The sequence below is a fragment of the Flavobacterium jumunjinense genome, assembly GCF_021650975.2.
Lineage (GTDB): Bacteria > Bacteroidota > Bacteroidia > Flavobacteriales > Flavobacteriaceae > Flavobacterium > Flavobacterium jumunjinense.
Genome location: NZ_CP091285.1, coordinates 4,206,136 through 4,232,195 on the forward strand (window position 1 = coordinate 4,206,136; position 26,060 = coordinate 4,232,195).

The window sequence follows — 26,060 nt, forward strand, 5'->3', positions numbered from 1 at the left end:
GTTATGTTATTTGATTATAAATATAGCGGAAGCACAAGTGTTAAAAACACCACAAAGCAAACAGGGATTAGTTTTTCTCCTGACACATTAAGAGAACCTACCTTTTTTGTAGGTAAACTAAATAAGAAAATTGCCTTTAGAGAAGCCATCTCTGCATTGCATGATGTGGTTATTTCCGATTTGCGTTTTCAACCGAAAGATAAAGAAGAGTATAAAGCTTGGGCTGCGGAACAAGAAAAAATTTGGTTGAGCGAATACATGGCCGATTTTCAAATTGAAACGGTTCGAAATCGCATTCAAGAGTTAAAAGACCAATTGCATACGGTTTATAAAGAAAAAAGTCTCGTTATGGGGCCTTTTAATAAAGCAAAATCCGCCTATTTTGATTATTTATATAAGAATGACAAAGACGCTTGGTTTGTTCTTGATCCTGTGATTACTGTTCATCCTGATGAAGTTTTCTTTGAATGTTTCAGTAAAGATGAATCTTCCTATGGAAAGCTGAGTTGCAATTATAATGTTTTCTCTGAAATTAATGAATTCAAATGCGGAACAACTAATATTGATTATTCGCAAGGCTTATATAATGAGTTTCAAAAAATAAGAGAGTATAAAGATACCGAATTCAAGATTGACCCTTCTGGTTTTGAAGCTAAAACAACCAATGAAGAAGTCTATAAAGAAGTAAAGATTGATTTGCCCGATTCTTGGGTTAGAGGTTTTTTACAAGTAAGTTCTGCTATGACATTGCCTGCAACCGTTTTAGATTTGCATCCAATGGATATATATAGCTTGTGTCAATTTTTACGTCGTTTTAAAGAGAAAAAAGGACCAAGAGCTTTACGCTTCATTTTAGAACCAGACCAACCTATTAAAGCTGTTTTTGAACCTTGGCATGAAGAAATAATTTTTCATCGTTCTATTTTTCAAGGCAATACAGCCAAAACTATTCGAATTTGGGGAAGAAGACGCTTACTTATTTTAGAACGTTTAATTCCAATTGCTAAAAACTTTAAAGTCGTTTTATTGGGTTCTGGATTACCTTCTTTCTTCATTGCCGATTTAGGAGATATGTCCTATACTCTTGGACTTTCTGGATGGACCAACAATGATTGGAGTACGGCTGGAAATTTCGATTTAATGGCACCACGTAGTAACGTTGATTTGTTTACGCAAGAAAAAGTATTCGACGCATTAAAAACAAATTGGTTTGATACCTCAGCTAACTTAGCACAAAAATTAAACTTAGATCCTTCTGTGGTTTCAGCATCTTTAACTGCCTATACACAAGCAGGTCGTGTTATTTACGATTTGAATCTTGGTGTGTATCGCGTTCGTGAACTAACACAAGAACCTTTAGACATGAAAAGTCTGAGTTTTGCTAGTCCACAAGAAGAAGTTGCAAATCAATATATTACGGATAATCGTGTGAAAATTACAACAGATATTAAAGCTGATACGTTACATATTAAAGGAAAAGTAAAAGATAAAAATTATAATTTCAACACACTTGCCGTCTTAGACAAAGACAATCGTTTAATTGAAGGTTATTGTGAATGTTCTTTTTATAGTGCCAATAAATTACAAAAAGGCCCTTGTGAGCATATTTTAGCAACACGAATGGCATTGCATTCAAAATAAAGAATATAAGAGAAAATTAGTTTTTTACAATTTATCCATTTAAATTCTTTCAAAATTGAAATACTTTTCAATTTTGTAATGAAGTATTTTATACTTTTGCCGTTTTATACCAGTTGTGATTTGAATTTACTGTAAAAGAAAATGATGCTTTTTTTCTTGATATGAAATAGAAAATCTAAGCATAGTATCGCTAAGTTTTTATTATATATTGAAATAGCGAGGAAAAAAGGGGGTTTTATTCCAGTAAATTCAAGTGATAAATGGTTTTATATCTTTTTATTAAATAAATCATACTACAATCCTTTAATTGTATGAAAAAGAAAGTTGAGATTTTGGCTCCTGCCAAAAATTTGGTTCAAGGAATTGCGGCTATTAATGCTGGTGCAGATGCTGTATATATTGGTGCTCCCTTATTTGGTGCAAGAACAAATGCTACCAATTCTGTAGAAGATATTGCAGAAATGGTTACCTATGCGCATTTATTTAAAGCACAAGTTTTTGTAGTTTTAAATACTATCTTATATCCAAACGAATTAGAACCTTGCCGAAAATTAATTCATGAACTATATGATATTGGTGTCGATGCATTAATCATACAAGATATGTCTATTATGGAAATGGACATTCCTCCTATTGTTCTTCATGCCAGTACACAAGCCAACAATAGAGACCCAAAACATGTGAAGTTTCTAAAAGATGCTGGAATTCAACGTGTGGTTTTGGCTAGAGAATTAAATTTAGATCAAATTCGAGAAATTCATGAAGCATCTGATGTAGAGTTAGAATTTTTTGTTTCTGGTGCGCTTTGCGTTTCTTTTAGTGGTAATTGCTATATGAGTATTGCAGGTGGAGAACGTAGTGCCAACAGAGGATCTTGTGCGCAAAACTGTCGTCTTCCTTATAATTTAACCGATGGAACAGGTGCTACTTTACTTTCAAATAGTCATTTATTATCTATTAAAGATTTAGATTTAAGCGATCAATTGCCTAATTTGATTGAAGCAGGTATTACTTCTTTCAAAATTGAAGGTCGTTTGAAAGACGTGGTTTATGTAAAAAACAACACTTCGTTTTTAAGAAAGAAACTAGATGCTTTTCTAGAAAACAATGAACACTTTCAAAAAGCATCTTCAGGTAGAACTTTCTATAATTTTGAAGCCGAAATGGATCGTAGTTTTAACAGAGGTTACACCGATTATTTCGTAAACAAACGTAAGGAAAAAATAGGTAACTGGGAAAGTCCAAAATCGCAAGGACAAATTATTGGAAAGCTAATTGAAATTAAAGCCAATGGTTATGTTATTGAAAATTATGAAAAACTAAACAATGGTGATGGTCTTTACTTTATTAATGAAGCGGGTGAAGCCGACGGAACGCAAGTAAACATCATTATAAACAATATTGTTGTACCCAATACTTTCAAACCTTTACCAATTGGTACAAAGATTTATAGAAATTCAGATGCTGAGTTTAACAAATTAGTAGAAAAAGAAAATAGTGTGGTTCGAAAAATTGGCGTTTCTTTAAACTTCTTTGAAACACCAGACGGTTTCCAATTGGTTGCTGTAGATGAAGACGGACATACAAGTTCTGCTACTTTAGCTATTCTAAAAGAAGTAGCTAAAAATGATGCTTCTACTATTCCAAATATTAAAACGAATCTTTCTAAAACTGGAAATACCCCTTTCATTGTAGACGAAATTTCGATTGATTTTTCAAACAATTGGTTTTTACCTATTTCCAAAGTAAACGAAGTTAGAAGAGAAACTTTAGAACAGTTAATCGATATTCGTGTAAATGAATATCATAGAGAAGAATTTCAAATTACAAAAACAGATCATCCTTATCCTGTAGAGGTATTAGATTTCACCTACAATGTTTCCAATCATCTGGCGAGACAATTTTACAAACGTCATGGTGTAAAAGAAATTGAAAAGGCTTTCGAATTGCAATGGGATCCTGGAAAAGCAAGAGTTATGGTTACCAAATATTGCGTAAAATATGAATTGGGTAAATGTGCTCGTTTTCAACGTGATACTATGGGCGAAAAACTGGTAGAACCATTAACGTTAACACATGGTGAAAATGCATACAAATTGAAATTTAATTGCAAACCTTGTGAAATGGAAATCTGGGAAAAAGATGCCGAATTAGAATTTGTTGATGAAGATGAACAATTGTCGCGTTAAAAAATAAGTGATTAGTACTTAGTGGTTAGTGAATTCTACTAAGTACTACTTCACATTATAGGTATCAAACAAAAATTCTAGTGTTTCTGGAATATTATTCGCTTTTACTTTAGGATAGATAATGTCCATATTTAACCAATTTTCAATAATCTGATTAAAGTCGTCTTTAACATCATATACTACAGGAACACCCATTTTCTTTAGTGCTGCTGCATTACATTCTTGCTCGTAATGCTTTTTAATAGGTATAGAGAGTATTTTCTTTCCTAAAAATAATGCTTCCGATGGGGTTTCGAATCCACCACCCGTAATAATCCCTTCACAATTAATGAGACTTGTATTGAACTCTTTTTGGTTTACAGGAAAATAGGTTATGTTTCCAATGGTATGTGTTTCTTTCACTGTGTCTAAAAACCAATGAAAGACTACTGAAGGAATCAATTTAAATGCTTTTTCTAAACATTCTTTATCAAAAGAAGGCAAATAAACTGTAATATGTTGTAGGTTTTGAGGTGTTGCGTTTACTATTTCATCCTTAATAATTGGTGGATGAATGAACGAATCGTAGGCTTCGAAATGCAATCCTAAATTTTGTGGTGCAGGAGCATAATTTTTAAAAATAAACTCTCCCATTCTACTCTTTTTTTCGGGTCTTGGTGTGTTTTGGGAGGTAAAACTAGCTTGATGTCCAAACTGAACCGAATGCACATTTTGCAACTTACATGCTAATGCTGTTACCGAATCAAAATCGTTAATTATGACATCATAATTTTTTAATGGTAATTTATTAGCATCACTATAAATTTGATAGGGTTTTATATTCTTTGTAATGTTCCAATAATCTAAACCGCCACATTTACTATAAAACAAACTACATCCTTTACTTCTGTATTTTAAGGGCAATGCAAAATCTAAACTCGCATTATTACCACTTAGAAAAAAATCGACTTCACCATGCTTTTGCAAATAAGGATATAATTGTGTTGCTCTACTAATGTGCCCATTTCCTGTAGCTTGTACTGCATAAAATATTTTCATACTTTGGTCTTTTACATTGAACTAAAAACTTTTTTACTAGTAGTTTTTGTATGTTTTTAATTCAAAACTGATCAAAAGTAGTGATAACAAATCATTGAAAATTTAAGGTTACACAAACTTAATTATTATTTAAAATTAAGAAATTAAAAAAAATATGACTATGCGAAAAGTAATAAAATTATCATTGCTAATTTATTTTGGAATCTAATAAAAACTGAAACAAGTTCAGCTTGTTGCGATTCTTACTTTTCGGATAGTCACATCTATAATAGTGAATACAATTTTCTATTTAAGGTTCTACCATAAAATCATATATAGCATGATGCGGTTGACTTGTTGAAAAAGTATTTAACAAAAGTATAGGGCTTGGTGGTGTACAAGGAGTAACATCAAAGTTATTTGAAATAATACCAGACGAGCTTCCCACAACCCATTTTTTACAGCAACTATCAAAATGAAAGCCTAGTTCTTTCATTGTAAATATATTATTAACTGGCAGGTTCTTATACGAATATCGTCTTGTTAAATTACCTCCTAAATCATATTCTAAAATATCTCCCAAATTTGGAGAACAAATATAATTTGTTAAACCAGAAATTACATGAACTTTATTCCCTACAAATGTTAACCCATTATATTGTGCCACAGGTGAAATTGATGAAAATGGCACACATGCTCCTGAACTAACATTAACTTTCATTATGGTCGATGTTGCCTCTTCTATAGCTAAGAAAAGACCTGTATTTCCATAATTCTCAATATCTTGCAAAGGTACAGTTGTGTTAAAAGCTACAGCTGCATTACCTGTTGCTAATTCAAGTTTCAGTAATTTCTGAGGGAAATTTGAATTTGCACCCGTTACTGCCCAAGCATAACCCGAAGCTCCAGGCATATCACAAAGTCCAGTAACACTCGTAACTGGAGTTCCTCCTATTTTAATCGTTGAAAGATAATTGTACCCCACAGTACTTGAAGAACATAAATCTACTTTATACACATGAGAGGTGATTCCTCCAGGAATAGGCGTACTTGTTCCAAAAGATAAAACTAATGCATACATACTTCCACATGCAGGAGCACGTAAAGAATTTGAAGTCGTCTTATTGTTTTCATTTGATTCTAAATTGTCAGATTCATCAGGAGTTTGACAAGACCAAAGCAATGTAACTATACATGCTAAAACGAGCTTTACAACTATTTTTTTTTTCATGATTTGTGTTTATTTAAATTGTTTAATACCTAAATTTACGTACTATTTTTTTATTCAAAAACACTTTGACAATATTAAACAACTGAAATACAGTTATTTAATATTTATTATAGTTTTTCTATACTGCCTTTTAACAAATGATAAAGTTTATTTGTATAAGAATTAACATCTACCGCTTAGATGCAATTCGTTTTTAAAGATAGTTTTTCAACGGTAATTCTTATTCACATTTTTATTGTATTATTATTAGTTACTTAAATATAAAAACTTGTTTCATCATCTGTTCTAAAATCGAATTCATTAAGAAAAAACAAGGATTCAAATTTAGCTTGCTTTAAAATAGGTAGATAATCCAATTGAAACCAATGGCAAAGTGTTCTAACTATGGTATAAGTCACAATTATTTCTTTTGTATCAACAGGCATAATTATAATGTCTCTAATTTTGATGGTTAAATCACCTTGAAACTCGTTTTTATAACTTTCATAAAAAATATTTATCCCTTCAATCGTTGATGCTTTCCATTCTTGAATTGAATTTGGATGTATTACTATATTCTTACTACTATTTTCTTTTTTTTTAAAACTCACATCAATTTCAAAACCTGCATGATACCCAATTTGATTGTTTTGTTTTCGTATTTTATATCTTTTAAGCATATCCTTTATTATCAGTTACATTAATTTCAAATCGGGTTCATAATCTACAACCTTTATCGATTTTGGAATCATATATTTTGGCATTTCTTGTGTCATCCAGTTTTGAAACTCCATTTCATTAAAGCTAATCCTATCTTCGACTAACAAATCCAAATGAATACCAACCATTCCGTTTTCTCTGCTACCCCTTGCTTTTACCCATTTCACTTTTGAATTCCTGTAAATCATCGATTCTATTTCGTTAGGATAAATATTTTCTCCGCCAAGTACTATTAAATCATCTATTCTACCTCTGTAAAAGTAATAGCCTTCTTCATTTTTAGACACCAAATCTCCTGTAGTGTAAAAATCATCCTTTTTATCGTCTGATGCCCATTCGCATTTTACAACTAATTGTCCAATATCTTCATTATTTATTGATTTTCCTTTAGTATCCTTCACTTTCATTTTTACACCTAAAATACTTTTTCCTATTGTGTTTGGGTATTTCTTTAAATCGTCATTCGTTGCAATAATACACACTCCTGTTTCCGATGTACCATACATATTATATATTGCTATATTTGATGTTTCATGGATATTTTTAACAACCCTAACTGGCAAAATGTCGCCACCAGAAATAATACTTTTCAAAGCACTTGTTTGAAGGTTTCGAATAGCATATACTTTCTGAATCATTAACGGAACTACTATCCAACAGTTGATATTTTCTTGTTCTAAAATTTGAAGCGTTTCTTTAGCATCGAATTTTCTAGTCAAGCGGATTTTTTTCTTTAGAAAGAGTGATAAAAATAGAGCCGCTAAGCCATAACCATGAAAAACAGGAACCGAAATGAGTACAGTTTTAGTTGCTATTAAATTTAGCTTCTGAATGATATCGATTACTGGATTTATGTATTTCGCAACTGCTAATTTTCTTTTTTCCTTTTTAGGCTTGCCTTTTGTTCCACTTGAAAAAATGATAATAGAACCGCTTTTTCGTTTCGCTTTTCGTTTTAAAACTGAAGTCGCAATAATTTCATTCTCGTTAAAAAAAGGAAGGTTAACATCTTGCCACTCATTCTTGTTTTCTCCTATAATTAAAAGGAAGGTGCTCTTTTCAAAAATAGAGGTATAGTAGTCTTTTTTCTGATTTGGGTTTAGTAAAACAATATCGGCTCCTAAACTAGAAACAGCAAACAATGTTTTAACCATTGCCACAGAATTACTACTAATAATAGCTACTTTGCTTTTCGCTTTCAGATTATATTTTGTTTCTAAATAATGGGCTAAAACAACCGATTCTTCATACAATTCTTTATAGGATAATTTAACACTATCGTCTTCAATATAGGCATCGGTCAATGGTGAGTGCTTTACAAAATCTAACAAAGACAATAGGTTGAAACCGTGTTTATTGATGGATACCACTAAACGAAGTACGTTTTTAACTCCTACGATTTTCATGATTAACCGAAACTTCATTATTTATTTTTAGGGTGAATAAAAGCTACGTTTTCCCAAAGGTATCTTCCGAAAAAACTCCCCGTTCTTGGGAAAATACTCCACCAACTTGACGTATGATTTTTTGTTGAACAAATAAGGTTTGCTATTCGTATTGCTGCTTGTTGGGGTAGCATGGCGGGATAATTTGTATAGTTTTCATTTGGAAGAATCATTTTTGTTCTAACCAATGGTAAATATATTGTTTTCCCTTTAATCCCCATGTGTTTCCATTCTAAAAGATTGGTTCGAAACCATTGATCGAATGCTGTTTTAGAAGCTTGATATGCTGCCCATTTTGGAGCTGGTAAAAGCAAAACATTAATTGCCGATACGTTAATTATTTTTCCCTTGTTCTTCTCTAATACTGGTGTTATAGCCAATAATAATTGCACTGGAGCGAGGTAATTTAATGCATTCGTTCTTGTAAAATCATGATAACGATCTAGTGATTTTTCTAAAGAACGCGTTATTGATTTTCCTGCATTAGAGATAAAGATATCTATTCCGTTGGGTAATTCATTTAAAAATTGAATGGTTTTTTCGACCTCAGTTTCTTGGTACAAATCGGCAGTAATTATAGTGCATTGCGATCCGTTTTGGGTTACTTTTTTTGCAATTTCCTCTAATTTTTCTTTTGTTCTGGCTATCAATACTAAATGTACCTTGTAGTTAGAAAAAAGCAAACTCAACGCTTCTCCTATACCATAACTTGCTCCTGTAATTACAATGGTTTTAGTACTGATTTCCTTAGACAATCTTTTCGAGTTAATTGAAACAGTAGGAAAAAGTAGGTACTCTAGTATCTTCTTCAAAGTGTGTTTTCTTGTTTTAATGACCAAGTTTAGGTTTTAAATACCAAAATGCTGATGCCATAACTTATTGTTGCCTTATTTTTTATTCATGATTAACTCTTTGAGCAAATCATTTTCGAGTTTTAATTTATGCAATTCTTTCGCTTGTTCTGCTAATAATTTATCTTTATCTGAAGCCGAATGTTGGGTGTATTCTTTAGGAAGTGCATTGGCAATATCCATAAAAAAATTATGATTGAGTGTCTCACAAAGTCTAAAAAGCGTGTCGGTTTGAATCGAATTTCTTTTTTCGTAGGCATATATAGCGGTGTTCGGTATCCCCATACTGTAGGCTACGTCTGTTCTTCTGAGGTATTTTTTATCTATAAACTGCTTAATGAGACTTCCTATGTGTATGCTTTTTGTCATAATGGTTTTATTTTAAGATAGATACGCTATAACAAATATATTATTTTTATTTATACGTTATTTATTTTTTATGATAAAAAAATATAGTTTCCTATATGTATGTTCTTCTTTTATCTAAAAAATATACAGTTTTCTATATACCTATTCTTCTTTTACCTAAAAATATATAGTTTCCTATATGTCTATTTTTCTTTTGACTAAAAAATCTACAGTTTCCTATATGTCTGTTATTCTTTTGACTAAAAAATATATCGCTTTCTATATGCCTATTTTTCTTTTATCTAAAAATGTATCGCTTTCTATACTAATAATTTGAAAAACTACCTGTTTTTGTTTGATTTAGTCGTATTAAAAATCAAGATTTGGTGCTTCTCCATTTAAAATTCTTCCAGCTATAAAACGTTCTACATAATTAGTTCTCAAACTATGATAAAAAGTGTCTCTATCTCCTACAGACAATCCCATTTTTATATTGAATTGGTATTGCTCAAAAGCAAGTGGTAAATGTTCGGCTACTTTCTTACAGCGGTATTCATTATATGCCAAAACTAGAGCTTCTCTAAAATCGTAATGTGCTCTTATGGGTATATTTTCTTTAGCTTCTATTAGTTCTCTAACTAGGTCTTCATAATACATATTATCTCTAATATCATTATATTCATTATAATGATTGCGCTTGTTTTGAATGTCTTTACTTTCAAAAGTTTTCACAAAAAAAGTAACTGTTTCTTCATCATAACCAGAAAGTGATATTCTATTATCTTTGGGTTTACTTGGCGGTTGCTCTTGTTTTGCTTCTTGCTCCTCTTTGTTTTTGAAGTACAAATCAGAATACAACTTTTCTTTATCTCCTCTAGTATCTGGTAAAAGCAATAGTTTGGTGTTACCCGTTCTTAGGTTATGAAATTCATACCAATCTGGCATTTCAAGATAATCACCATCAGGATTTAAGTAGCCCGCTTTTCTTTCTTCATAATCTTGCCATTCTTCACCCGCGTAATACTCTATAAGCTCCATTTCTTCTTGTAATAAATACTGCTGATACATTTCAATGTCGTCTTGCGTAATAGGTTCTAAAAACGGACAGTTGAAAATATCGTTTTGCCAAATCACAAAATCAAAACAAATTTCGACACCTTTTAATTCAATTTGTTCGGCTCTCCATAAACATTGCAAATCAAATAGTTTTTTTTGCAAGATAATTTCTAAATGGTCGTGTGCTAGTTCTATCCACTGGGATTTATGGTCATCGGAAAGTTGTTTATACATATCTCCAAACCGAAACCAAAAGTATTTTTTATTTAAATATTCATCTATAAAAGTTTTTACAGAAGACGCTTGGTAGCCTTTAAAATAATTTTGAACAGCTTCGTTTTGTTCTAATTCTTTTCGCCATTGTATTTTTAGTTCTTTTTCATCCAATAGTTCTTGAATGCCTTGGTCTACTCTATTCTGTGTGATTTTATCAATATTTGAGTCGTCTTGTGGTGTTTCCATAGTTGTGTCAATTTAGATGAAAATTTATACTATAAAAATATATCTTTTTTTGAAATTTTTATGAATCTAAAAAAGATTAATTATAATGTAAAAGACATTCGCTATAAACTTTAAGATTATAATTTGTCACTCAGAACTATTAAATAATACATTTTAGATTTGGGATTTTGGGGCTTGGATGTTTACTTGTAAAACTGTTCTGTGAGATAAAAAACAGTGTCAATAAAAAATAGATTGTCCTTAAAAGTTAAAACATTTTCATCATGTAAATCTTCAAGAATAAAACCTAGTTTACACCAGACAGGTTTCGAAACCTGTCAGGTGTAAATTGCTTTATGATCGTTGCTTCTTCACTTTTGATTTGCTTACTAGACTCAATCGTTTTGCTTGAGCTCTTGCTTTTTCTAAGGTAACGGGAGATTGTTTGGATAGTATCTCCATGCCTAACTTGGCTCTTTCCTGAAATGATATTTTGCAGTTCATATCTCATAACTTTAGTTAAACAAATATATGAATTTATTTTTTTAAGAATTAAACCTGTCAGGTGTAAATCCCGAGATTACTTCGAAATAGATACGGTTTTGTATTAAACAATTTTCTCTTTCATATTCTCTGCTATATTTTTAGCCTCAAGTAAAGTACAATCCAATTCATCAAAAATTAGAGCTGTAGCTAATGGTAATTCATCTTGTTGCAACGCTAATAGTACTTCGTGAACGGTTGATTGTTTTAGGTTTTGTTCTTTCATTCTTGATTATTCTATAAAATAAGGGGAGAAATCTTTACCTTGAATACACCCAACGATAGGCAAAACATTGTCTCCATTCATGGTTACATCATAGGCTTCGCAGGATAGTTTTGCTACATTTTGATGCCAATTTTTCATATAATCTGAGTGAATGGCTTGCAATTTAATCAAACAATGCACTCCTCCATTGGTACGAATATAAGTAAGACAATCTGCATTTATGACTGCTGCAATGTCTTCTTTAAATTTGGCAATAGTAGCTTCAAAGTCGGTCGATTTAAAATCGATATCCAAATCGAAAAACACTTTTCTGGAAGTGGTTACTTGAATGGCATTTAAAGCAAGGCTTTGCGGATTAAAACGTGTGTCATTTTTCATTACTTTATCAGTAATGTCTTTGATGGTTTTTAAACCTGCTAGATATAAATCTCTTGGATTTGGAGTAATGTAAACCGCTAAATTTTCTTGACAAACTGCTACTCCATCTGAAAAATATGCTCCTTCTTCTATTTGAAATTGTCTTATTTTATCAATAATCCTTTCTTTTGTACTCGTAACACGTTTTAATTGACCTTTATCTGCTTTTAAACCCGATTCTGGATAGTATTTCTTACGCGCTAAAAGTGTAATATAATATTGTTCGTTGGGCAACAAATCAGGTAACCAATCGACAAATTGTTTTAGCTTTTCTTCGTTTATGATTATTTTGTAGTTCATTGTTCTCATTAAAATTAATATTTACAAAAGACTTAATTGAAATTGATAATGCTTTTCAATCCATTCCGATAATGCATTATAAAATTCAAAAAAGGACTTGTTTTTTTCAATTTTATCCTCATTATTCATAATAACACCAATATTGGACATAACCAATTTTTGTTCTGTATTAAAAAAGAAATGTCTTTTTTGCATATCTTCCCAAGCGTCCCCATAAAAATAATCTAATTTCGGATATCGTAAAATCGCTTTCAATTTTTGTTTGATTGTTATTGGTAACGGTCCTTTTACGAGACACTCAACATCTTTAGCTGTTGCTTTTGAAGTACTAAAATCTAAATACAATTCATAATCAAATTCTTTAGAAATAAATAAATCTACCGTTAACCTATGCTCAGAAAAACCATTCCTTTGATTGAACACAAAAATGTATTCGCTCTCTCGGATGGCAGTTTCATTTATTAAAATGGGCAATTTGTATTTCATATTACTTTAGCTATGATTATTTGTTTGTAATGAAGTTATAAATTTCAATAGTTAAGTTCTCAATCTCTTTATTCTTAGATAATACTTCCCATGAAAAATTTTGTTTAAATACTATTTCGCTAAGCTCTCTTTTATTAATAAAAGTTCCGTAAGAAGTTTCTGCTTTAGCATTTTTATTAACTTCGTAAATTGATTGATTTAAAACATATTTAGATGATATCTTACCTATTTTAGTTCTAACTTCTTCCAAAAATTCCCCTACATATTTTTTAATATATTTTTTAGAATTAACTACTGATAAAGCTACATTAATTTTCTCTTTAATAATTTCTTCATTTGATTTTACTAAAGTTTTATTACAAAAGTTAATTAAAACCTCTTCCCACATTTCATTAGTAATAAGATTTTCAATTTCTCTTATATTCCAACAAATTTTTGGAGTAAAATTATCTGACTTAGCTTTCTCAAGATTTTCTAATCTTTCAAATTTACTTTTATCTGTCTTAGTTGTTGCATCAGAATCAGCTAATAGAAAAATTCTATTACTTACTGCTAAAGCTTGAATATCTTTAATTACAATATTTTCATCCTCTTTTTCAAATTTTTCATCAAAAATATAATGGTCAATGTTGGAACCTGCATATTCAAAAAATGCAAAATCTATGTCTTCTTTTGGATAAGGTTTATCTTCATGATAATCGCAATACGATTTTAGAAAAGCCTTTATATAATTTCTATCCGAAATACCTTCTACCCAAATACTGCAATTTGCCATAAAAACAGAAGAATTATTTACTCCTAGGTTTCTTAATAATTCATTATCTCCTGCATTTACATTTTTTATTACAAATTGTTTTTCTCCATTTTCTGCAACTCTAGGAGAAAAGGAATAAATAGAAACATTATTTTGTTCAATAGTTAAATCTAAAAAATGATTAGAATGAGTCGAAATTACATAAGTCAAGTCTTTTTTCTTTAAATCTGGATTATTACATATTTGTTCTAAAAATAAACGTTGCATTCCTGGATGAAGATTTATTTCTGGTTCATCAATATATATAAAAGATTTTTCTTCAGCCATGAAAATTTTATACATCAAAATAATTATAGCCTGAATGCCATCACCTAGTTCATATAGCTTTCTAGTTTCCTTTTCATCTTCATCAATGTGTACACTAATTATTTCAGATTCATTATTATTACTTAAATTTTTATCTTTATCAAATTCAGCAACAATATCAACATGTTTACCATTAAAAAAGCATTTACTAATAAATGTTTCGAAACTTTCAAATTTCTTTCTAATCTCTCTCTTCGAATTTCTACTGTTTAATATATCTTTATATAAATGTATTCCAGTGAAAACTTCTACATCAATTTCTTTTAAGTTATAATATTTATCCAATGTATGCGAAAAAATATCATCTTCAATTTTCTTTGTACTATCGCTAAATAATGAATGTGCAGTTCTTAAAGTTGGGATATAATAACGCTTGATTCCATTAAATTCTTTGTAAAAATTATCTTTAATTTTATTGTAATTACTTAAAAAATTGTTTTTAATATCAATATCATTAATATTCAAAATATTCTTTTTGTTTTTATTAATTATATGTAAAACTTCACCAAAATTATTTATTGTTAGCAACCTGTTTACAGAAAATAAATTTAATTTTTCTTTGTCTGAATTCAAACCACTAACATAAAAAGTATTATCAGATTTAAATTTAAAATCTTTAATTTTCTCATCTATTTTTATGTTAATTTCATATACTTCATCATTATAGTCTTTAATTAATTTTCCAATATCATCTAAATTATTTACTCCTTTAAAGTTTTCATTAGACATCAAGTATCTCATAAATCTACTTTTTCCACTATTATTAGCTCCTACAATAATGTTTATTTTATTAAAATTTGGAAAATATAAAGAAGATTCACTTTCATTATCAAGAAAATAGGAATCAATAATTTCCGTTTTATCTTTATTATATATAAGATCATATACCATCATAATTATTTATTTATAAAAATTCTAAAAACCCTATCCAATTCCTCATTATTAGCATTTCCCGCTTTTAAACCCTTTGCATTTTCTTGGTTAAAAGCTATCGTTTCCTTCAAGAACTTGGTAATTACTTCCTCTTTTGGATGCAAATAGGTTTCGTTTTGGTTGGCTTTTATAGTCATTAATTCAATCACTTTTTCTTGTATGTGTTGCGGTGCAATAGGTAACAATTCCATGAAATCTACTGGTGGAAAACTATTGTTTTCTATAATCCATTTTCCGGCTAAAGCGGTTCGCAAGGCATAGAAATAGCTTTTTAACTTTACTTCTTCTTGTTCGCAAACATCCATGAAATTCTTTGTTGTTCCTAAATAATGGTGCAAACAAGCAATAGGCGAAAAACAGGCTTTCGCAATGGCTTTTATCTCCTTTGCAAAAACTTCGTTTTCATAATACACAATAGGTGAATGCAACCACTCCAGCAAAGATGCGTTAGATTTTGCTAACAATCGTACGGTTTTCCTCAAGTCCCAACCTGATCCATCTAAATCGTCAGCGGTCATGAATTCGATAACATCGGGCTTTTCGAATATAGAAAGGTAATAGTCCAAATCGTGTTTGTAGATAAAACGAATGTCATAATCGCTATCTGGAGAAGCAAAACCCCATGCTCTACTTCCCGATTCGACCGCAAATAATAGTTCTACATTTTTTTCTTTTGCTGTTTCTTGTAGTTTGGCTAGTATTTTATCTTTCATGGTTAATTTGATTGATTTGTTTTTGTACCCATTCTTTGAACCAATTGTTTTTAAATTGAAACCATTCTTCTCTTAGGTTTGAATTTTCTATTTGTTGTTTAAAATGACCAAAAGGCTTTTTTGAACTTAGAATGTTTTCTAATTCTTTTTTAAATATTGCATCACATACCTTTGTGGCTACAAAATCTTCCATAATTTCAAAACTATCTTTACTAGATGGCTTTTCTATTTCTTTAAAATCTTTTGCTTCTTTTTTTAATTGTGCTTTTTGTACTTCCCAATATTCCCAATCCATATGACTGTTTTCATCTTCAGGTATAAAAATCAAAGCATTTGTTTTTACATTCCAAAAGCATTTTAAACCACATTGTAGGTTTTCTGCTATTTCTTTTATTTCGCTTGCTGAGAGGTTCATTTCTATTCGTTTGTATTTGTTAATTCCTCATCAGAAAGTCGGTATTTTTCTGCCGTTTGTTCTACTATATTTCTAATTCTGTTGCGGAGAAATGCAGGTTTAATAATTTCAACTCCGTTTCCAAAACCTAATAATAAACGTTCTAATTCGTAATTTATAATTAAATACAAAGTAATAATTACGCTTCCGTCTTCAAATTCTTCTACTATCTTTTGCGAACTATGAAAGGGTTTTGTGACCACATAAGGAGCGTTGGCTGCATCTACATAGATTCTAATTTTTCGAGGATCTAAACCACTATTAACAGTCACTCCTACTACATTTTTATAATATTCATCGGCATCAAAATTACTATCATGATAGTCTAATGAAAAATCGAAATCAATAGAGACAATTCGGTCTAAAGCTAAATTTGTAATAATTCTGTCTCCTTCTTTATTCCCTTTTTTACCAACTAAAAACCATCTATTATTGAACTCTTTAAGTATAAATGCATGAAAAAAGAAATCGTTGGCTTCTTTGGATTTAAATGATTTGTAACTTATTTTTAAAACGATTTTCTTTATAATTGCTTGATACAATTCGTCTAAAAAATGCAAGCCCTTAAGTTTCTCATTTTTATCAAGATGAATAACGGGTTGTGTGTGTGACTTTTCGGCATAGATTTTATCTTCCAATCGTTGCAAAATATCGGACACATCGCTAAAGAGCGAGAAATCTTTAAATTGTTTCAACATAGAAACCGTTTCGGTTAACACATTGATATCGGTTTCCGTTAGCGGAATATCTGTAATTGAAAATTCTTCGTCTTCATATTTATAATACTTTTTGTCATAGACTACAATGGGCGCATTATACCCTAATTTTTCGCTACGCATCATTTGAATATCCAATTGAATGGTGCGTTTGCTAATATTATTTTCCTTGCCTTCATATTCAAACAAGGCATTGGAACAGGCTTCAATTAGATCATCTAATGTCCATTGACGGTAATTATTCTGTAAGCATTTATCGATGGTTTTATAGCGTATAAGTGCGTTTTTATTTTGTGCCATTGTTTAAAAATTAAATGGTGTTTTATAATTGAGCTATTTCTTTTCGGATGTTTTCTCTTGCTTTGGTTTCGTAAAGCGTTCTATAGGTTTCCGTTTGAAATAAATTTGTACTTTCTAAAAAATGTTGCAAGGCTTTTTTACGTCCTGGCTTATATAAAAAATCTGGATATATTTTATATTCTTTCCTAATTTGTTCGTAATATGCTTTATAATTATCCCAATCTTTGGCTAAAATTTCTAAATCAAAATCGATTAACCAATTAGTGTCTTTATTTTCATTCTGCTGATGTTGTTTTGTGGCTACAATCATATCAAAAACTAAGGTTCGATTAATTGTAACTTCTTTAGGCAAGATACTCAAAGCAAATTCGGCACTTTTTAATTCGTTATCTGTTTTCTTCGCATTATACACAATATCATGATAGAAAATTGCATAGCATACTTCATTTTTCATTTGAATTTCAGATTGATACTTATTAAAACTTAGCATCATGTTTTCTAAATGCGTCAAATTGTGATAGTATCTCTTTTTTTGAGAATAGGCTTTTTCCAATATTATCCAATGTTTTTCTATGTCATTTTGGTGAAAACCAATTGCTGATAAGAGGTCGAAGTATACTGTTTTCAAATTCATGTAAGTTCTTTCCTCAAAAATACGCATTTTTTAAAATGATTGAAGAAGAAAATGAATGCTTTTAAAATCAAAAAACTAGACTTCTAGAACTATAAATTTAAAAAACATAAAAATATCTTACAAAAATTGGGTAATGAAAATAAAATAATTGCACTAGCTAAAGATCGATCAAATGGTGAAACCTGAAAAGCCATAATAAAAAGAGTAAGGAAATTAACATCACAAATTATGAAATTAATCAAAAAAACAGCTTTATTACTTGTGTTTGTATCATTCTTCTCCTGTTCTAATGATGAAGAGGATTTTTCAACTAGCTCAATTGCAAAAGAAAATGCTTCTGAATTGGAAAAGTCTGGTAGTCGATATATGACTTACGGAGATGTAGTGACCATTTTTCATTTTAATTCAAGAAAATTTTTCACAGGTGAAGCGAATGGAGATGCTACAATAAACAAACAATGGAATTCTAGTACTCCTTGGGTAAATAATGTTTGGTTTCCGTATGCAAAATTCAAAATTGTAAACCCGAATAATCCTAGCTCTACTGCATTAGTAAAAACGGGTGATGAAATTGCGCTTAGATGTATTGCTAATAATTATTATATATGTGCAGAATCTTGGGACGATGACGTAAATGTTAATAGAACAGCTATTGGTCCTTGGGAAAAATGGAGAGTATATGCACCTAGCAATGTAACGGTTGGTAATTCTATCTTTTATAGCTCTGTAGGTTATTTATCTATGGTTTCTTTAAAATCTACTTGGAACAAATATTTAAGACCAGATGGATCGGGTTCTGCAAAAGCAGGAGCTCCGTTTGACCCTACAACCTCTGTCCTAAGCAATTTGAATTGCTTTCAAATGTCTAAGCAATAAAATATTGTGGTATAACAAGAAGTAAATTTAAACATCAAGTTTTTTCAATTTAAACGAAATGTAAAAAAACAAAACCCCGAATTTGGATAAATTCGGGGTTTTCTATTTATTTAAATTGTATTACTTCACTTCTTCAAAATCTACATCTTGAGTTTGATCTCCAGATGCATCTTCTTGTGGTTGTGCATCTTGTGGAGCTCCTTGTCCTTCAGCTTGCGCTTTGTACATTTCTTCTGATGCATTTTTCCATGCTTCATTGATTTTATCTAAAGCTGGTGCAATTGTTTCAACATCTTTAGTTTCGTATGCTTTTTTCAATTCTTCTAAAGCAGCTTCAATTGTTGTCTTGTTTCCTTCAGATAATTTATCTCCAAACTCAGTCAATTGTTTTTCTGTTTGGAAAATCATACTATCTGCTTCATTCAACTTTGAAACTTTTTCCATAGCTGCTTTATCTGCATCTGCATTCATTTCAGCTTCTTTACGCATTTTTTCAATTTCTTCTGGAGTTAATCCTGAAGAAGCTTCAATACGAATATCATGTGATTTTCCAGTTCCTTTATCAGTAGCTGATACTTTAATGATACCATTAGCATCAATATCGAAAGTTACTTCAATTTGTGGAACACCTCTTTGTGCAGGTGGAATTCCATCTAAATGGAAACGTCCGATAGTTTTATTATCTGTTGCCATTGGTCTTTCTCCTTGAATAACATGGATTTCAACTGATGGTTGATTATCTGCTGCTGTAGAGAAAACTTGCGATTTCTTCGTTGGAATAGTTGTGTTAGACTCAATTAATTTAGTCATTACACCACCCATAGTTTCAATACCTAATGAAAGTGGAGTTACATCTAATAATAAAACGTCTTTAACATCTCCAGTTAATACACCACCTTGAATAGCTGCTCCAATAGCAACCACTTCATCTGGGTTTACTCCTTTCGATGGTTTTTTACCAAAATATTTTTCTACTTGTTCTTGAATTACAGGAATACGAGTAGAACCACCAACTAAAATTACTTCATCAATATCTGATGTAGATAATCCAGCATCTTTTAATGCTTTTACAACTGGTTCCATTGAACGTTTTACTAAGCTATCTGCTAATTGCTCAAACTTCGCACGTGTTAATGTTTGTACTAAATGCTTAGGTCCTGATGCAGTTGCAGTAACATAAGGTAAGTTGATTTCTGTTTGAGTAGAAGAAGATAATTCAATTTTTGCTTTTTCAGCAGCTTCTTTTAAACGTTGTAAAGCCATTGGGTCTTTACGTAAATCTACTCCTTCAGCAGTATTGAATTCATTAGCTAACCAATCTATAATTACTTGGTCAAAATCATCACCTCCTAAATGTGTATCTCCATTTGTAGATAATACTTCAAAAACACCGTCACCTAATTCTAGGATAGAAATATCAAAAGTACCACCACCTAAGTCATATACTGCAATTTTCTGATCTTTACCTTGTTTATCTAAACCATAAGCTAAAGCTGCAGCAGTAGGCTCGTTAATAATACGCATAACTTCTAATCCTGCAATTTGTCCAGCCTCTTTTGTTGCTTGACGTTGTGCATCATTAAAATAGGCAGGAACTGTAATTACGGCTTTAGTAACTGTAGTTCCTAAATAATCTTCAGCCGTTTTCTTCATTTTCTGAAGTGTCATTGCTGATAATTCTTGTGGAGTATATAATCTTCCGTCAATATCAACTCTTGGTGTGTCGTTATCTCCTTTTACTACTTTATAGGCAACTGTAGAAGCTTCTTTAGAGCTTTCAGAATATTTATTTCCCATAAAACGCTTAACAGAAGCAATCGTTTTTGTAGGATTAGTTACAGCTTGTCTTTTAGCAGGATCTCCAACTTTAATCTCTCCTCCTTCTACAAAAGCAATTACTGAAGGTGTTGTTCTTTTTCCTTCTGCATTAGCAATTACGACTGGCTCTCCACCTTCCATAACTGCAACACAAGAATTTGTTGTTCCTAAATCAATTCCAATAATTTTACTCATAACTTTTAATCTTAATTTATTGTGTGTATTTATTTCATTTTAATAATCTGATATGTTTATTTCAATGATTATGCCAAGTACAAAAAGTGAACTTTTTTGTCAGAATCGGAATAAAAAAATGACATTTTGTCATTTTATAAAAAAAAAGCTACCCTTGAGGTAGCTTTTTAACTTATGAAATAAGATAAATTAATCTAAATTAAAATACTCTTCATCTGACATTTCACCAGATTGAATTCTTCTTAATTCTTCTGCATGTGCACGAATATATGCATCAATTTCAGGATTAAAGTATTCTGATTGCGCTTGTTTGTACTGTCCGTTTAAAACTCCTGAATAATAATAGAAGAAGTTATAATCAAAATTAGGCGCATTTAAATCATAAGCTCCTAATAAAAATCCTAAACGAACTGCAGAACGTCTTTGTGGTGCAGTACCATGGTGACCTGGACTATTTACATTATTATCTCCAATTGCAGCTGCAAATTCATAAGCTGGAGCAATTTGAGAGAAAGATGTTTTATTAAATCCGTTTGGTCTTCTTAAATAGTAACCAGCCATACCGTCAGCTTCTAATTCAGCAGCACGAGCTGTAGATTCATTTCTTGAAGGTAAACCATAAGTATACTGTAATTGGTGAGCAAACTCATGAGCAAGAATCATTGCATTTACGATATTGCTTCCACCTCTAGCTTTTGCAGCATTGTAAATTGCTTCTCCATAATAAATTTTACCACTACCATAAGATATAGCGTTAAAAGTTGAGTTAGGATTACTTGCATCTTTCACAAATCTTAATGGAACAGCTGGTCTTCCCCAAACTGAAGCAATTCTAGAATTTTGAGAATTCATGAAGCTTGTTTCTGATGAAGTTCCTATTGAACTACTTAAATAAGCAGTAGAACTCCAGTTTCCATCAACATATCCACATTCACTTTCTCTATGATTTGGTTGTTGATCTAATTCAGCAAGAACGGTTTCTTGAGTTTCTAAAACCACTTCTTCATCTTTGCTACAAGATACTGCTGTTGTTAATGCAATTGCTCCTAATAATAGAAATGCATTTTTGAAATTTGTTTTCATTAAAAAATATAGTTAAGATTATTAATAATGCAATATTAGATAAAAAAATAACATAAATTTTACATTAAACATATATATTATGTTAAAATTATATTACAATAAACTTTTAACCACAAAAAAAGCTTTTTACCGATATTCTGTTTATTGATTTATAATTTTTTAACAAAAAATAACAAAAACTTGTAAAAAATAACAAAACAGGTTTATTTCTTAATTTATAATCCTATGTAACTTATATTTGCAACACACAAAAGTTAATATTTTAGTTATGGAATGTATTTCAGTTTTTGATATGTTAAAAATAGGTGTCGGACCATCAAGTTCACACACACTTGGACCTTGGCGTGGTGCTGAACGTTTTTTAGCAGAATTACGTAATGAAAATTTAATTGATTCAATAAATAGAGTTAAAGTCGATTTATATGGTTCATTATCACTTACAGGAAAAGGACATGCAACTGACTTAGCTGTTATGCTTGGTTTGAGTGGTGCTGACCCGGAATACATCCCTGTTGAAAGTATTGACATTATTATTACTGCAATTAAGAATAAAAAAGAAATATTCTTAGGTAGTGAAATTATTATTCCTTTTGATTTCGAAAAGGATATTGTTTTTAATAGAGAATTTTTATCTTTTCATTCTAATGGGATAAAATTTACTGCTTATACAATTGATAAAGAAATAGAATCCGTTTATTACTCTATTGGTGGTGGTTTTGTTGTTAAAGAAGAACGAATAAATGCAGCAATAAACGAAGAAATTAAATGTTCTTTTCCATTTCCTATTGAAAAGGGAGTCGAATTATTAGCTTACTGTAAGTCTGAAAACAAAAAAGTTTCCGAAATAGTATATGAAAACGAAAAATCAATGCGAAGTGAAGAGGAAATTCACAATGAATTGATGCGCATTTGGGATACTATGCTTGAGTGTATGTATATAGGTTGTCACACAGAAGGAACTTTGCCTGGAGGTTTAAATGTTAGAAGAAGAGCTTATGATATGCATAAAAATTTAATTGGCGTACTTCCTTATGACAATCCTCATTCATGGATGCAAATTATTCGTCAAACTGAAGTTAAATTCAGACAAATTTTAAAATGGGTAAGTTGTTTTGCTCTTGCTGTAAATGAAGTTAATGCTGCCTTAGGAAGAGTTGTTACTGCCCCAACTAATGGTAGTGCTGGAGTTATTCCATCTGTTTTAATGTATTATTTAGTGATTGAAAATCATGAGGCTGATGAAGAACATATAAAACGCTTTTTAATGACTGCGGGTGAAATTGGTAGTATCTTTAAAAAAGGAGCTACAATCTCAGCTGCGATGGGTGGTTGTCAAGCAGAAATTGGCGTTTCAAGTGCCATGGCTGCTGCTGCTTTGTGCGAAGCTATGGGCGGAACACCTGAACAAGTACTTGTTGCCGCAGAAATAGCAATGGAACATCACTTAGGTTTAACCTGTGACCCAATTGGTGGCTTAGTTCAAGTTCCTTGTATAGAACGTAATACTATGGGCGCTATAAAAGCAATAAATGCTGCAGAACTTGCTTTAGAAACCGATGCTAAAAATACTAAAGTTCCTTTAGACAAGGTAGTAAACACAATGTGGGAAACTGCGAAAGACATGAATACAAAATATAAGGAAACTTCTGAAGGTGGTTTAGCAATTACTGTAAATCTAGCGGACTGTTAATTGTAATTTGAATTACTATTATAAGTAAAAACGGAAATAACTTTAAAAGTCATTTCCGTTTACTATTTAGCTTAATAAAAAGCAATTTTGAATTTAGAATAAAATGATACTAATTATCTAGTATAAACTTCTACATTACCATCTGCATCTTTCAATTTTAATTCAGTAAATGTAAGATTAACAATATCTTGAACTGTAGTAACATTATCAATTACTTTAGTAATGTTGTTATGTGATCTTGAATAAATTCCACTATCGGTAAATAATGCACAAGGATCTATTGATGAGTCAAAATCACCTTCGATAACGTTGTTATCTGTTTTAAGTTCCATGTAATCCCTATCACAACCTACTTCATTTTGAGGAGCATCAACTAAAGTCTCAGTTTCACCCACAATAACGCCTACTTTACTTATAGACCACTTTCCTGTTAAAGGCACAATAGTTTCTCCTTCATTATCATCATTATTACATGATGTAGTGAACAAACTCATTCCTAATGTTATTGCTACTAATAAAATTCTCTTTTTCATAATGTTTTGTTTTAATTGTTATAGTACAAATTTAAACACGTCTCATTTAGAAATGTTATATTATTGTATATTAATGTTGTATAATTAATGAAAAGAGATTCCTAAAAAACTATTTTAAGAATAGCATTATTAATGCATAAGATTGATTAATAGATAAGCTACAATTCCAGCAATACAACCCGCAATTGTTAGAGGAGTTATTGTTTTTAGATGCCACATAAAAATTATTTTTCCTTTTCCATAACTGCAATCCCAGAAACCGAACCTATAATTAACATGCTTCCTCCTGTATGAGCGCATAAAGCTATCATTTTCCAAAGTTTATTATCCATTAGAAATTCTTATAAACTAAACATTCTTTGTGTTGCGGCAACTAAACTTCCATTATCTACAATAGATATTAATTTTCCATCACTAAACTCAACTCTAATATTTTCTATTACAATTTGTTTATCTATAGGCAGTCTAGCTAAAATCTCTTCTAAATGTGATTAAGATTCTTCTAAATGATAATTATCAAATTCCTCTTTAAACTCTTTTCATTGTCATTCCCAACTTCAATTTTCCAAAACCATCTAATGTCTCCATTTTATTAGAGCAAGAAAAAATTAGTATTAAAATTATAAAATACATTGAAAATTGAACATGCCCCAAAAAGTTAGACACTATTTGGGGCATTTTTTATGGAAAGAAAAGTCAAGTATTCTTATGCATTTAAGTTAGAATGTGTTGAATTAGTATTAAAGAAACATTATTCAAATTTATATGTTTCAAAGTTAAAAGGTCCAGACGAATCTAATATTCGTAAGTGGATTAGATTTTATAAAAGCTATGGGAAAGAGGGTTTATTGCCCAGGAGAAATCAAAGTTATTCAGCTGATTTTAAGCTAAAAGTATTAAAAACTATAGAAAAGGAATCACTTTCATTAATAGATACTTGTTTAAAGTTTAATATTCCTGATTTAGCTATTATTGTAAAATGGAAAAAAGATTTTGTTAACTTTGGTTTTGAAGGACTACAACCAAAAATTAAAGGAAGACCAAGATCTATGAATTTTAAAAGCAAAAAAAGCAAATCAGCTAAGCCACTAACCAGAGAAGAAGAACTTCTTAAGGAAAATGAAGCATTACGTTGTGAGAATGATTATTTAAAAAAGTTACAAGCCTTAATTCAGGCGGAAGAAAGAGCCAACAAGCGCTAGTCATAATGGAATTAAGGCATAAATATGATTTAAAAGTACTTTTAAATTATACAAATATGGCAAGAAGTAGTTTTTATTATCATCAAAAACAAAGTAAATTAAGTGATAAATATAGAGTAGTTAAAGAACTAATTAAATCGATTTATCACAAACATAAAGGTCGTTATGGTTATCGAAGAGTAACTGATGAACTTCAAAATAAAGGAATAATTATTAATCATAAAACAGTTTTCAGGTTAATGAAATTATTAGGATTAAAAAGCGTCATTAGAGTTAAAAAGTATAGATCATATAAAGGAGAGCATGGTAAAATAGCTCCTAATATTTTAGAAAGAAATTTTAAAGCAACAGCACCAAATCAAAAATGGGCAACTGATGTTACCGAGTTTAATGTCTCTGGAAAGAAGCTATATTTATCACCGATAATTGACTTATTTAATCAAGAAATTATTAGTTATGAGTTAACAGAACGACCTGTATTTAATCAGGTAGTTATGATGCTTAAAAAAGCATTTAAGAAAATACCAAATAAGACTAATTTAATTTTACACTCTGACCAAGGTTGGCAATATCAAATGAAGCACTATCAATATTTATTGAAACAAAAAGGGATTACACAAAGTATGTCTAGAAAAGCAAATTGTTTAGACAATGCCATTATTGAAAACTTCTTTGGAATATTAAAATCAGAGCTGTTTTATCTAAAAAAATACAAGTCTATTGAAGAATTAAAAAAGGAGATAATAGAATATATAAGTTATTATAATAATGAAAGAATTAAATCAAATTTAAACAAAATGAGCCCGATAAAATATCGAGCTCATTATTATCAAAATTAATTATAAATTTGTCTAACCTTTTGGGTGCAGTCTAAATTTATTCGCTTTTTTAAGATAAACCATA

At 30.5% G+C, this 26,060-nt stretch carries 25 protein-coding genes; 5 read left to right on the forward strand and 20 right to left on the reverse strand.

Features of this window, described 5'->3' with window-relative positions; translation table 11 throughout:
- Nucleotides 1-3: 3 nt before the first annotated feature.
- Both L2Z92_RS19020 and L2Z92_RS19025 read left to right on the forward strand, forming a co-directional pair.
- Entirely contained in the window at nucleotides 4-1,641 is a 1,638-nt protein-coding gene (locus L2Z92_RS19020) for an SWIM zinc finger family protein (RefSeq protein ID WP_236456280.1), read from the forward strand.
- A gap of 311 nt (nucleotides 1,642-1,952) precedes the next feature.
- Nucleotides 1,953-3,830 (forward strand): peptidase U32 family protein, encoded by a 1,878-nt coding sequence (locus L2Z92_RS19025; protein ID WP_236456281.1) that lies wholly within the window; start codon nucleotides 1,953-1,955, stop codon nucleotides 3,828-3,830.
- Between the two features lie 45 nt (nucleotides 3,831-3,875).
- On the opposite strand, the gene L2Z92_RS19030 is transcribed toward L2Z92_RS19025, so the two are convergent.
- From L2Z92_RS19030 to L2Z92_RS19105, 17 genes are all read right to left on the reverse strand, one after another.
- Nucleotides 3,876-4,868: a glycosyltransferase family protein gene (locus L2Z92_RS19030; protein ID WP_236456282.1), complete on the reverse strand. Its 993-nt coding sequence runs from the start codon at nucleotides 4,866-4,868 to the stop codon at nucleotides 3,876-3,878.
- A 289-nt stretch (nucleotides 4,869-5,157) separates the two neighbouring features.
- On the reverse strand, nucleotides 5,158-6,078 hold the full coding sequence (locus L2Z92_RS19035; protein ID WP_236456283.1) for a hypothetical protein: 921 nt from the start codon (nucleotides 6,076-6,078) through the stop codon (nucleotides 5,158-5,160).
- Nucleotides 6,079-6,332: 254 nt separating this feature from the next.
- Nucleotides 6,333-6,737 (reverse strand): hypothetical protein, encoded by a 405-nt coding sequence (locus L2Z92_RS19040; RefSeq protein WP_236456285.1) that lies wholly within the window; start codon nucleotides 6,735-6,737, stop codon nucleotides 6,333-6,335.
- A gap of 15 nt (nucleotides 6,738-6,752) precedes the next feature.
- On the reverse strand, nucleotides 6,753-8,183 hold the full coding sequence (locus L2Z92_RS19045; protein WP_236456287.1) for a class I adenylate-forming enzyme family protein: 1,431 nt from the start codon (nucleotides 8,181-8,183) through the stop codon (nucleotides 6,753-6,755).
- Between the two features lie 17 nt (nucleotides 8,184-8,200).
- The gene (locus L2Z92_RS19050) at nucleotides 8,201-9,034 is read right to left on the reverse strand and encodes an SDR family NAD(P)-dependent oxidoreductase (RefSeq protein WP_236456289.1); all 834 of its coding nucleotides are present in this window, start codon (nucleotides 9,032-9,034) and stop codon (nucleotides 8,201-8,203) included.
- Nucleotides 9,035-9,109: 75 nt separating this feature from the next.
- Nucleotides 9,110-9,442, reverse strand: coding sequence for a helix-turn-helix domain-containing protein (locus tag L2Z92_RS19055; protein ID WP_236456291.1), 333 nt, complete (start codon nucleotides 9,440-9,442; stop codon nucleotides 9,110-9,112).
- Between the two features lie 348 nt (nucleotides 9,443-9,790).
- Nucleotides 9,791-10,939: a hypothetical protein gene (locus L2Z92_RS19060; protein ID WP_236456293.1), complete on the reverse strand. Its 1,149-nt coding sequence runs from the start codon at nucleotides 10,937-10,939 to the stop codon at nucleotides 9,791-9,793.
- A gap of 182 nt (nucleotides 10,940-11,121) precedes the next feature.
- On the reverse strand, nucleotides 11,122-11,220 hold the full coding sequence (locus tag L2Z92_RS21550; protein WP_379678298.1) for a putative polyvalent protein kinase domain-containing protein: 99 nt from the start codon (nucleotides 11,218-11,220) through the stop codon (nucleotides 11,122-11,124).
- A gap of 52 nt (nucleotides 11,221-11,272) precedes the next feature.
- Entirely contained in the window at nucleotides 11,273-11,422 is a 150-nt protein-coding gene (locus L2Z92_RS19065) for a hypothetical protein (RefSeq protein ID WP_236456294.1), read from the reverse strand.
- Nucleotides 11,423-11,525: 103 nt separating this feature from the next.
- Nucleotides 11,526-11,687 carry a hypothetical protein gene (locus tag L2Z92_RS19070; protein ID WP_236456295.1) on the reverse strand — a complete coding sequence of 54 codons (162 nt, stop codon included), beginning with the start codon at nucleotides 11,685-11,687 and terminating at the stop codon, nucleotides 11,526-11,528.
- Between the two features lie 6 nt (nucleotides 11,688-11,693).
- Complete coding sequence (locus L2Z92_RS19075) at nucleotides 11,694-12,404, reverse strand: hypothetical protein (protein ID WP_236456296.1); 711 nt, start codon at nucleotides 12,402-12,404, stop codon at nucleotides 11,694-11,696.
- Between the two features lie 21 nt (nucleotides 12,405-12,425).
- A complete protein-coding gene (locus L2Z92_RS19080) occupies nucleotides 12,426-12,890 on the reverse strand; it encodes a hypothetical protein (protein ID WP_236456297.1) in 465 nt (154 codons plus the stop codon).
- A gap of 16 nt (nucleotides 12,891-12,906) precedes the next feature.
- Nucleotides 12,907-14,904: an ATP-dependent nuclease gene (locus L2Z92_RS19085; protein ID WP_236456298.1), complete on the reverse strand. Its 1,998-nt coding sequence runs from the start codon at nucleotides 14,902-14,904 to the stop codon at nucleotides 12,907-12,909.
- Nucleotides 14,905-14,906: 2 nt separating this feature from the next.
- Nucleotides 14,907-15,656 (reverse strand): nucleotidyltransferase domain-containing protein, encoded by a 750-nt coding sequence (locus L2Z92_RS19090; protein ID WP_236456299.1) that lies wholly within the window; start codon nucleotides 15,654-15,656, stop codon nucleotides 14,907-14,909.
- Complete coding sequence (locus L2Z92_RS19095; protein ID WP_236456300.1) at nucleotides 15,646-16,071, reverse strand: UPF0158 family protein; 426 nt, start codon at nucleotides 16,069-16,071, stop codon at nucleotides 15,646-15,648. Before L2Z92_RS19095 ends, L2Z92_RS19090 begins: the two co-directional genes overlap by 11 nt.
- Nucleotides 16,072-16,073: 2 nt before the next feature.
- On the reverse strand, nucleotides 16,074-17,126 hold the full coding sequence (locus L2Z92_RS19100; RefSeq protein ID WP_236456302.1) for a helix-turn-helix transcriptional regulator: 1,053 nt from the start codon (nucleotides 17,124-17,126) through the stop codon (nucleotides 16,074-16,076).
- 22 nt (nucleotides 17,127-17,148) lie between these two features.
- Nucleotides 17,149-17,787 carry an HD domain-containing protein gene (locus L2Z92_RS19105; protein WP_236456304.1) on the reverse strand — a complete coding sequence of 213 codons (639 nt, stop codon included), beginning with the start codon at nucleotides 17,785-17,787 and terminating at the stop codon, nucleotides 17,149-17,151.
- 201 nt (nucleotides 17,788-17,988) lie between these two features.
- Here L2Z92_RS19105 and L2Z92_RS19110 point away from each other — a divergent pair, with 201 nt between their 5' ends.
- On the forward strand, nucleotides 17,989-18,636 hold the full coding sequence (locus L2Z92_RS19110; RefSeq protein WP_236456306.1) for a fascin domain-containing protein: 648 nt from the start codon (nucleotides 17,989-17,991) through the stop codon (nucleotides 18,634-18,636).
- A 120-nt stretch (nucleotides 18,637-18,756) separates the two neighbouring features.
- Here the strand turns inward: L2Z92_RS19110 and dnaK are convergent, their stop codons facing one another.
- Together dnaK and L2Z92_RS19120 are read right to left on the reverse strand one after the other, a co-directional pair.
- Nucleotides 18,757-20,649: a molecular chaperone DnaK gene (gene dnaK, locus L2Z92_RS19115; protein WP_236456308.1), complete on the reverse strand. Its 1,893-nt coding sequence runs from the start codon at nucleotides 20,647-20,649 to the stop codon at nucleotides 18,757-18,759.
- Between the two features lie 189 nt (nucleotides 20,650-20,838).
- Entirely contained in the window at nucleotides 20,839-21,732 is an 894-nt protein-coding gene (locus L2Z92_RS19120; RefSeq protein WP_236456310.1) for a metalloprotease, read from the reverse strand.
- 268 nt (nucleotides 21,733-22,000) lie between these two features.
- Between L2Z92_RS19120 and L2Z92_RS19125 the strand changes: the two genes are divergently transcribed.
- The gene (locus L2Z92_RS19125; protein WP_236456312.1) at nucleotides 22,001-23,422 is read left to right on the forward strand and encodes an L-serine ammonia-lyase; all 1,422 of its coding nucleotides are present in this window, start codon (nucleotides 22,001-22,003) and stop codon (nucleotides 23,420-23,422) included.
- Between the two features lie 113 nt (nucleotides 23,423-23,535).
- Here L2Z92_RS19125 and L2Z92_RS19130 read toward each other — a convergent pair whose 3' ends face one another.
- Nucleotides 23,536-23,955, reverse strand: a complete 420-nt coding sequence (locus L2Z92_RS19130) for a hypothetical protein (RefSeq protein WP_236456314.1) — start codon at nucleotides 23,953-23,955, stop codon at nucleotides 23,536-23,538.
- A 683-nt stretch (nucleotides 23,956-24,638) separates the two neighbouring features.
- Between L2Z92_RS19130 and L2Z92_RS21555 the strand changes: the two genes are divergently transcribed.
- Nucleotides 24,639-25,996 (forward strand): IS3 family transposase gene (locus L2Z92_RS21555; protein WP_407647538.1). Its coding sequence is split into 2 segments (ribosomal slippage): nucleotides 24,639-25,119 and nucleotides 25,119-25,996, totalling 1,359 coding nucleotides; the frame shifts between segments, so codons are not numbered across the junction.
- The last annotated feature ends 64 nt before the right edge of the window (nucleotides 25,997-26,060 follow it).

Coding starts and splice junctions, on each gene's coding strand:
- L2Z92_RS19110 (WP_236456306.1), top strand. CDS start 17,989: ATGAAATTAATCAAAAAAACAGCTTTATTACTTGTGTTTGTATCATTC.
- L2Z92_RS19020 (WP_236456280.1), top strand. CDS start 4: ATGTTATTTGATTATAAATATAGCGGAAGCACAAGTGTTAAAAACACC.
- L2Z92_RS19090 (WP_236456299.1), bottom strand. CDS start 15,656: ATGAAAGATAAAATACTAGCCAAACTACAAGAAACAGCAAAAGAAAAA.
- L2Z92_RS19120 (WP_236456310.1), bottom strand. CDS start 21,732: ATGAAAACAAATTTCAAAAATGCATTTCTATTATTAGGAGCAATTGCA.
- L2Z92_RS19100 (WP_236456302.1), bottom strand. CDS start 17,126: ATGGCACAAAATAAAAACGCACTTATACGCTATAAAACCATCGATAAA.
- L2Z92_RS19075 (WP_236456296.1), bottom strand. CDS start 12,404: ATGAACTACAAAATAATCATAAACGAAGAAAAGCTAAAACAATTTGTC.
- L2Z92_RS19060 (WP_236456293.1), bottom strand. CDS start 10,939: ATGGAAACACCACAAGACGACTCAAATATTGATAAAATCACACAGAAT.
- L2Z92_RS19040 (WP_236456285.1), bottom strand. CDS start 6,737: ATGCTTAAAAGATATAAAATACGAAAACAAAACAATCAAATTGGGTAT.
- L2Z92_RS19070 (WP_236456295.1), bottom strand. CDS start 11,687: ATGAAAGAACAAAACCTAAAACAATCAACCGTTCACGAAGTACTATTA.
- L2Z92_RS19130 (WP_236456314.1), bottom strand. CDS start 23,955: ATGAAAAAGAGAATTTTATTAGTAGCAATAACATTAGGAATGAGTTTG.
- L2Z92_RS19085 (WP_236456298.1), bottom strand. CDS start 14,904: ATGATGGTATATGATCTTATATATAATAAAGATAAAACGGAAATTATT.
- L2Z92_RS19030 (WP_236456282.1), bottom strand. CDS start 4,868: ATGAAAATATTTTATGCAGTACAAGCTACAGGAAATGGGCACATTAGT.
- L2Z92_RS19045 (WP_236456287.1), bottom strand. CDS start 8,183: ATGAAAATCGTAGGAGTTAAAAACGTACTTCGTTTAGTGGTATCCATC.
- L2Z92_RS19080 (WP_236456297.1), bottom strand. CDS start 12,890: ATGAAATACAAATTGCCCATTTTAATAAATGAAACTGCCATCCGAGAG.
- dnaK (WP_236456308.1), bottom strand. CDS start 20,649: ATGAGTAAAATTATTGGAATTGATTTAGGAACAACAAATTCTTGTGTT.
- L2Z92_RS19035 (WP_236456283.1), bottom strand. CDS start 6,078: ATGAAAAAAAAAATAGTTGTAAAGCTCGTTTTAGCATGTATAGTTACA.
- L2Z92_RS19025 (WP_236456281.1), top strand. CDS start 1,953: ATGAAAAAGAAAGTTGAGATTTTGGCTCCTGCCAAAAATTTGGTTCAA.
- L2Z92_RS19055 (WP_236456291.1), bottom strand. CDS start 9,442: ATGACAAAAAGCATACACATAGGAAGTCTCATTAAGCAGTTTATAGAT.
- L2Z92_RS19105 (WP_236456304.1), bottom strand. CDS start 17,787: ATGCGTATTTTTGAGGAAAGAACTTACATGAATTTGAAAACAGTATAC.
- L2Z92_RS19095 (WP_236456300.1), bottom strand. CDS start 16,071: ATGAACCTCTCAGCAAGCGAAATAAAAGAAATAGCAGAAAACCTACAA.
- L2Z92_RS19065 (WP_236456294.1), bottom strand. CDS start 11,422: ATGAACTGCAAAATATCATTTCAGGAAAGAGCCAAGTTAGGCATGGAG.
- L2Z92_RS19125 (WP_236456312.1), top strand. CDS start 22,001: ATGGAATGTATTTCAGTTTTTGATATGTTAAAAATAGGTGTCGGACCA.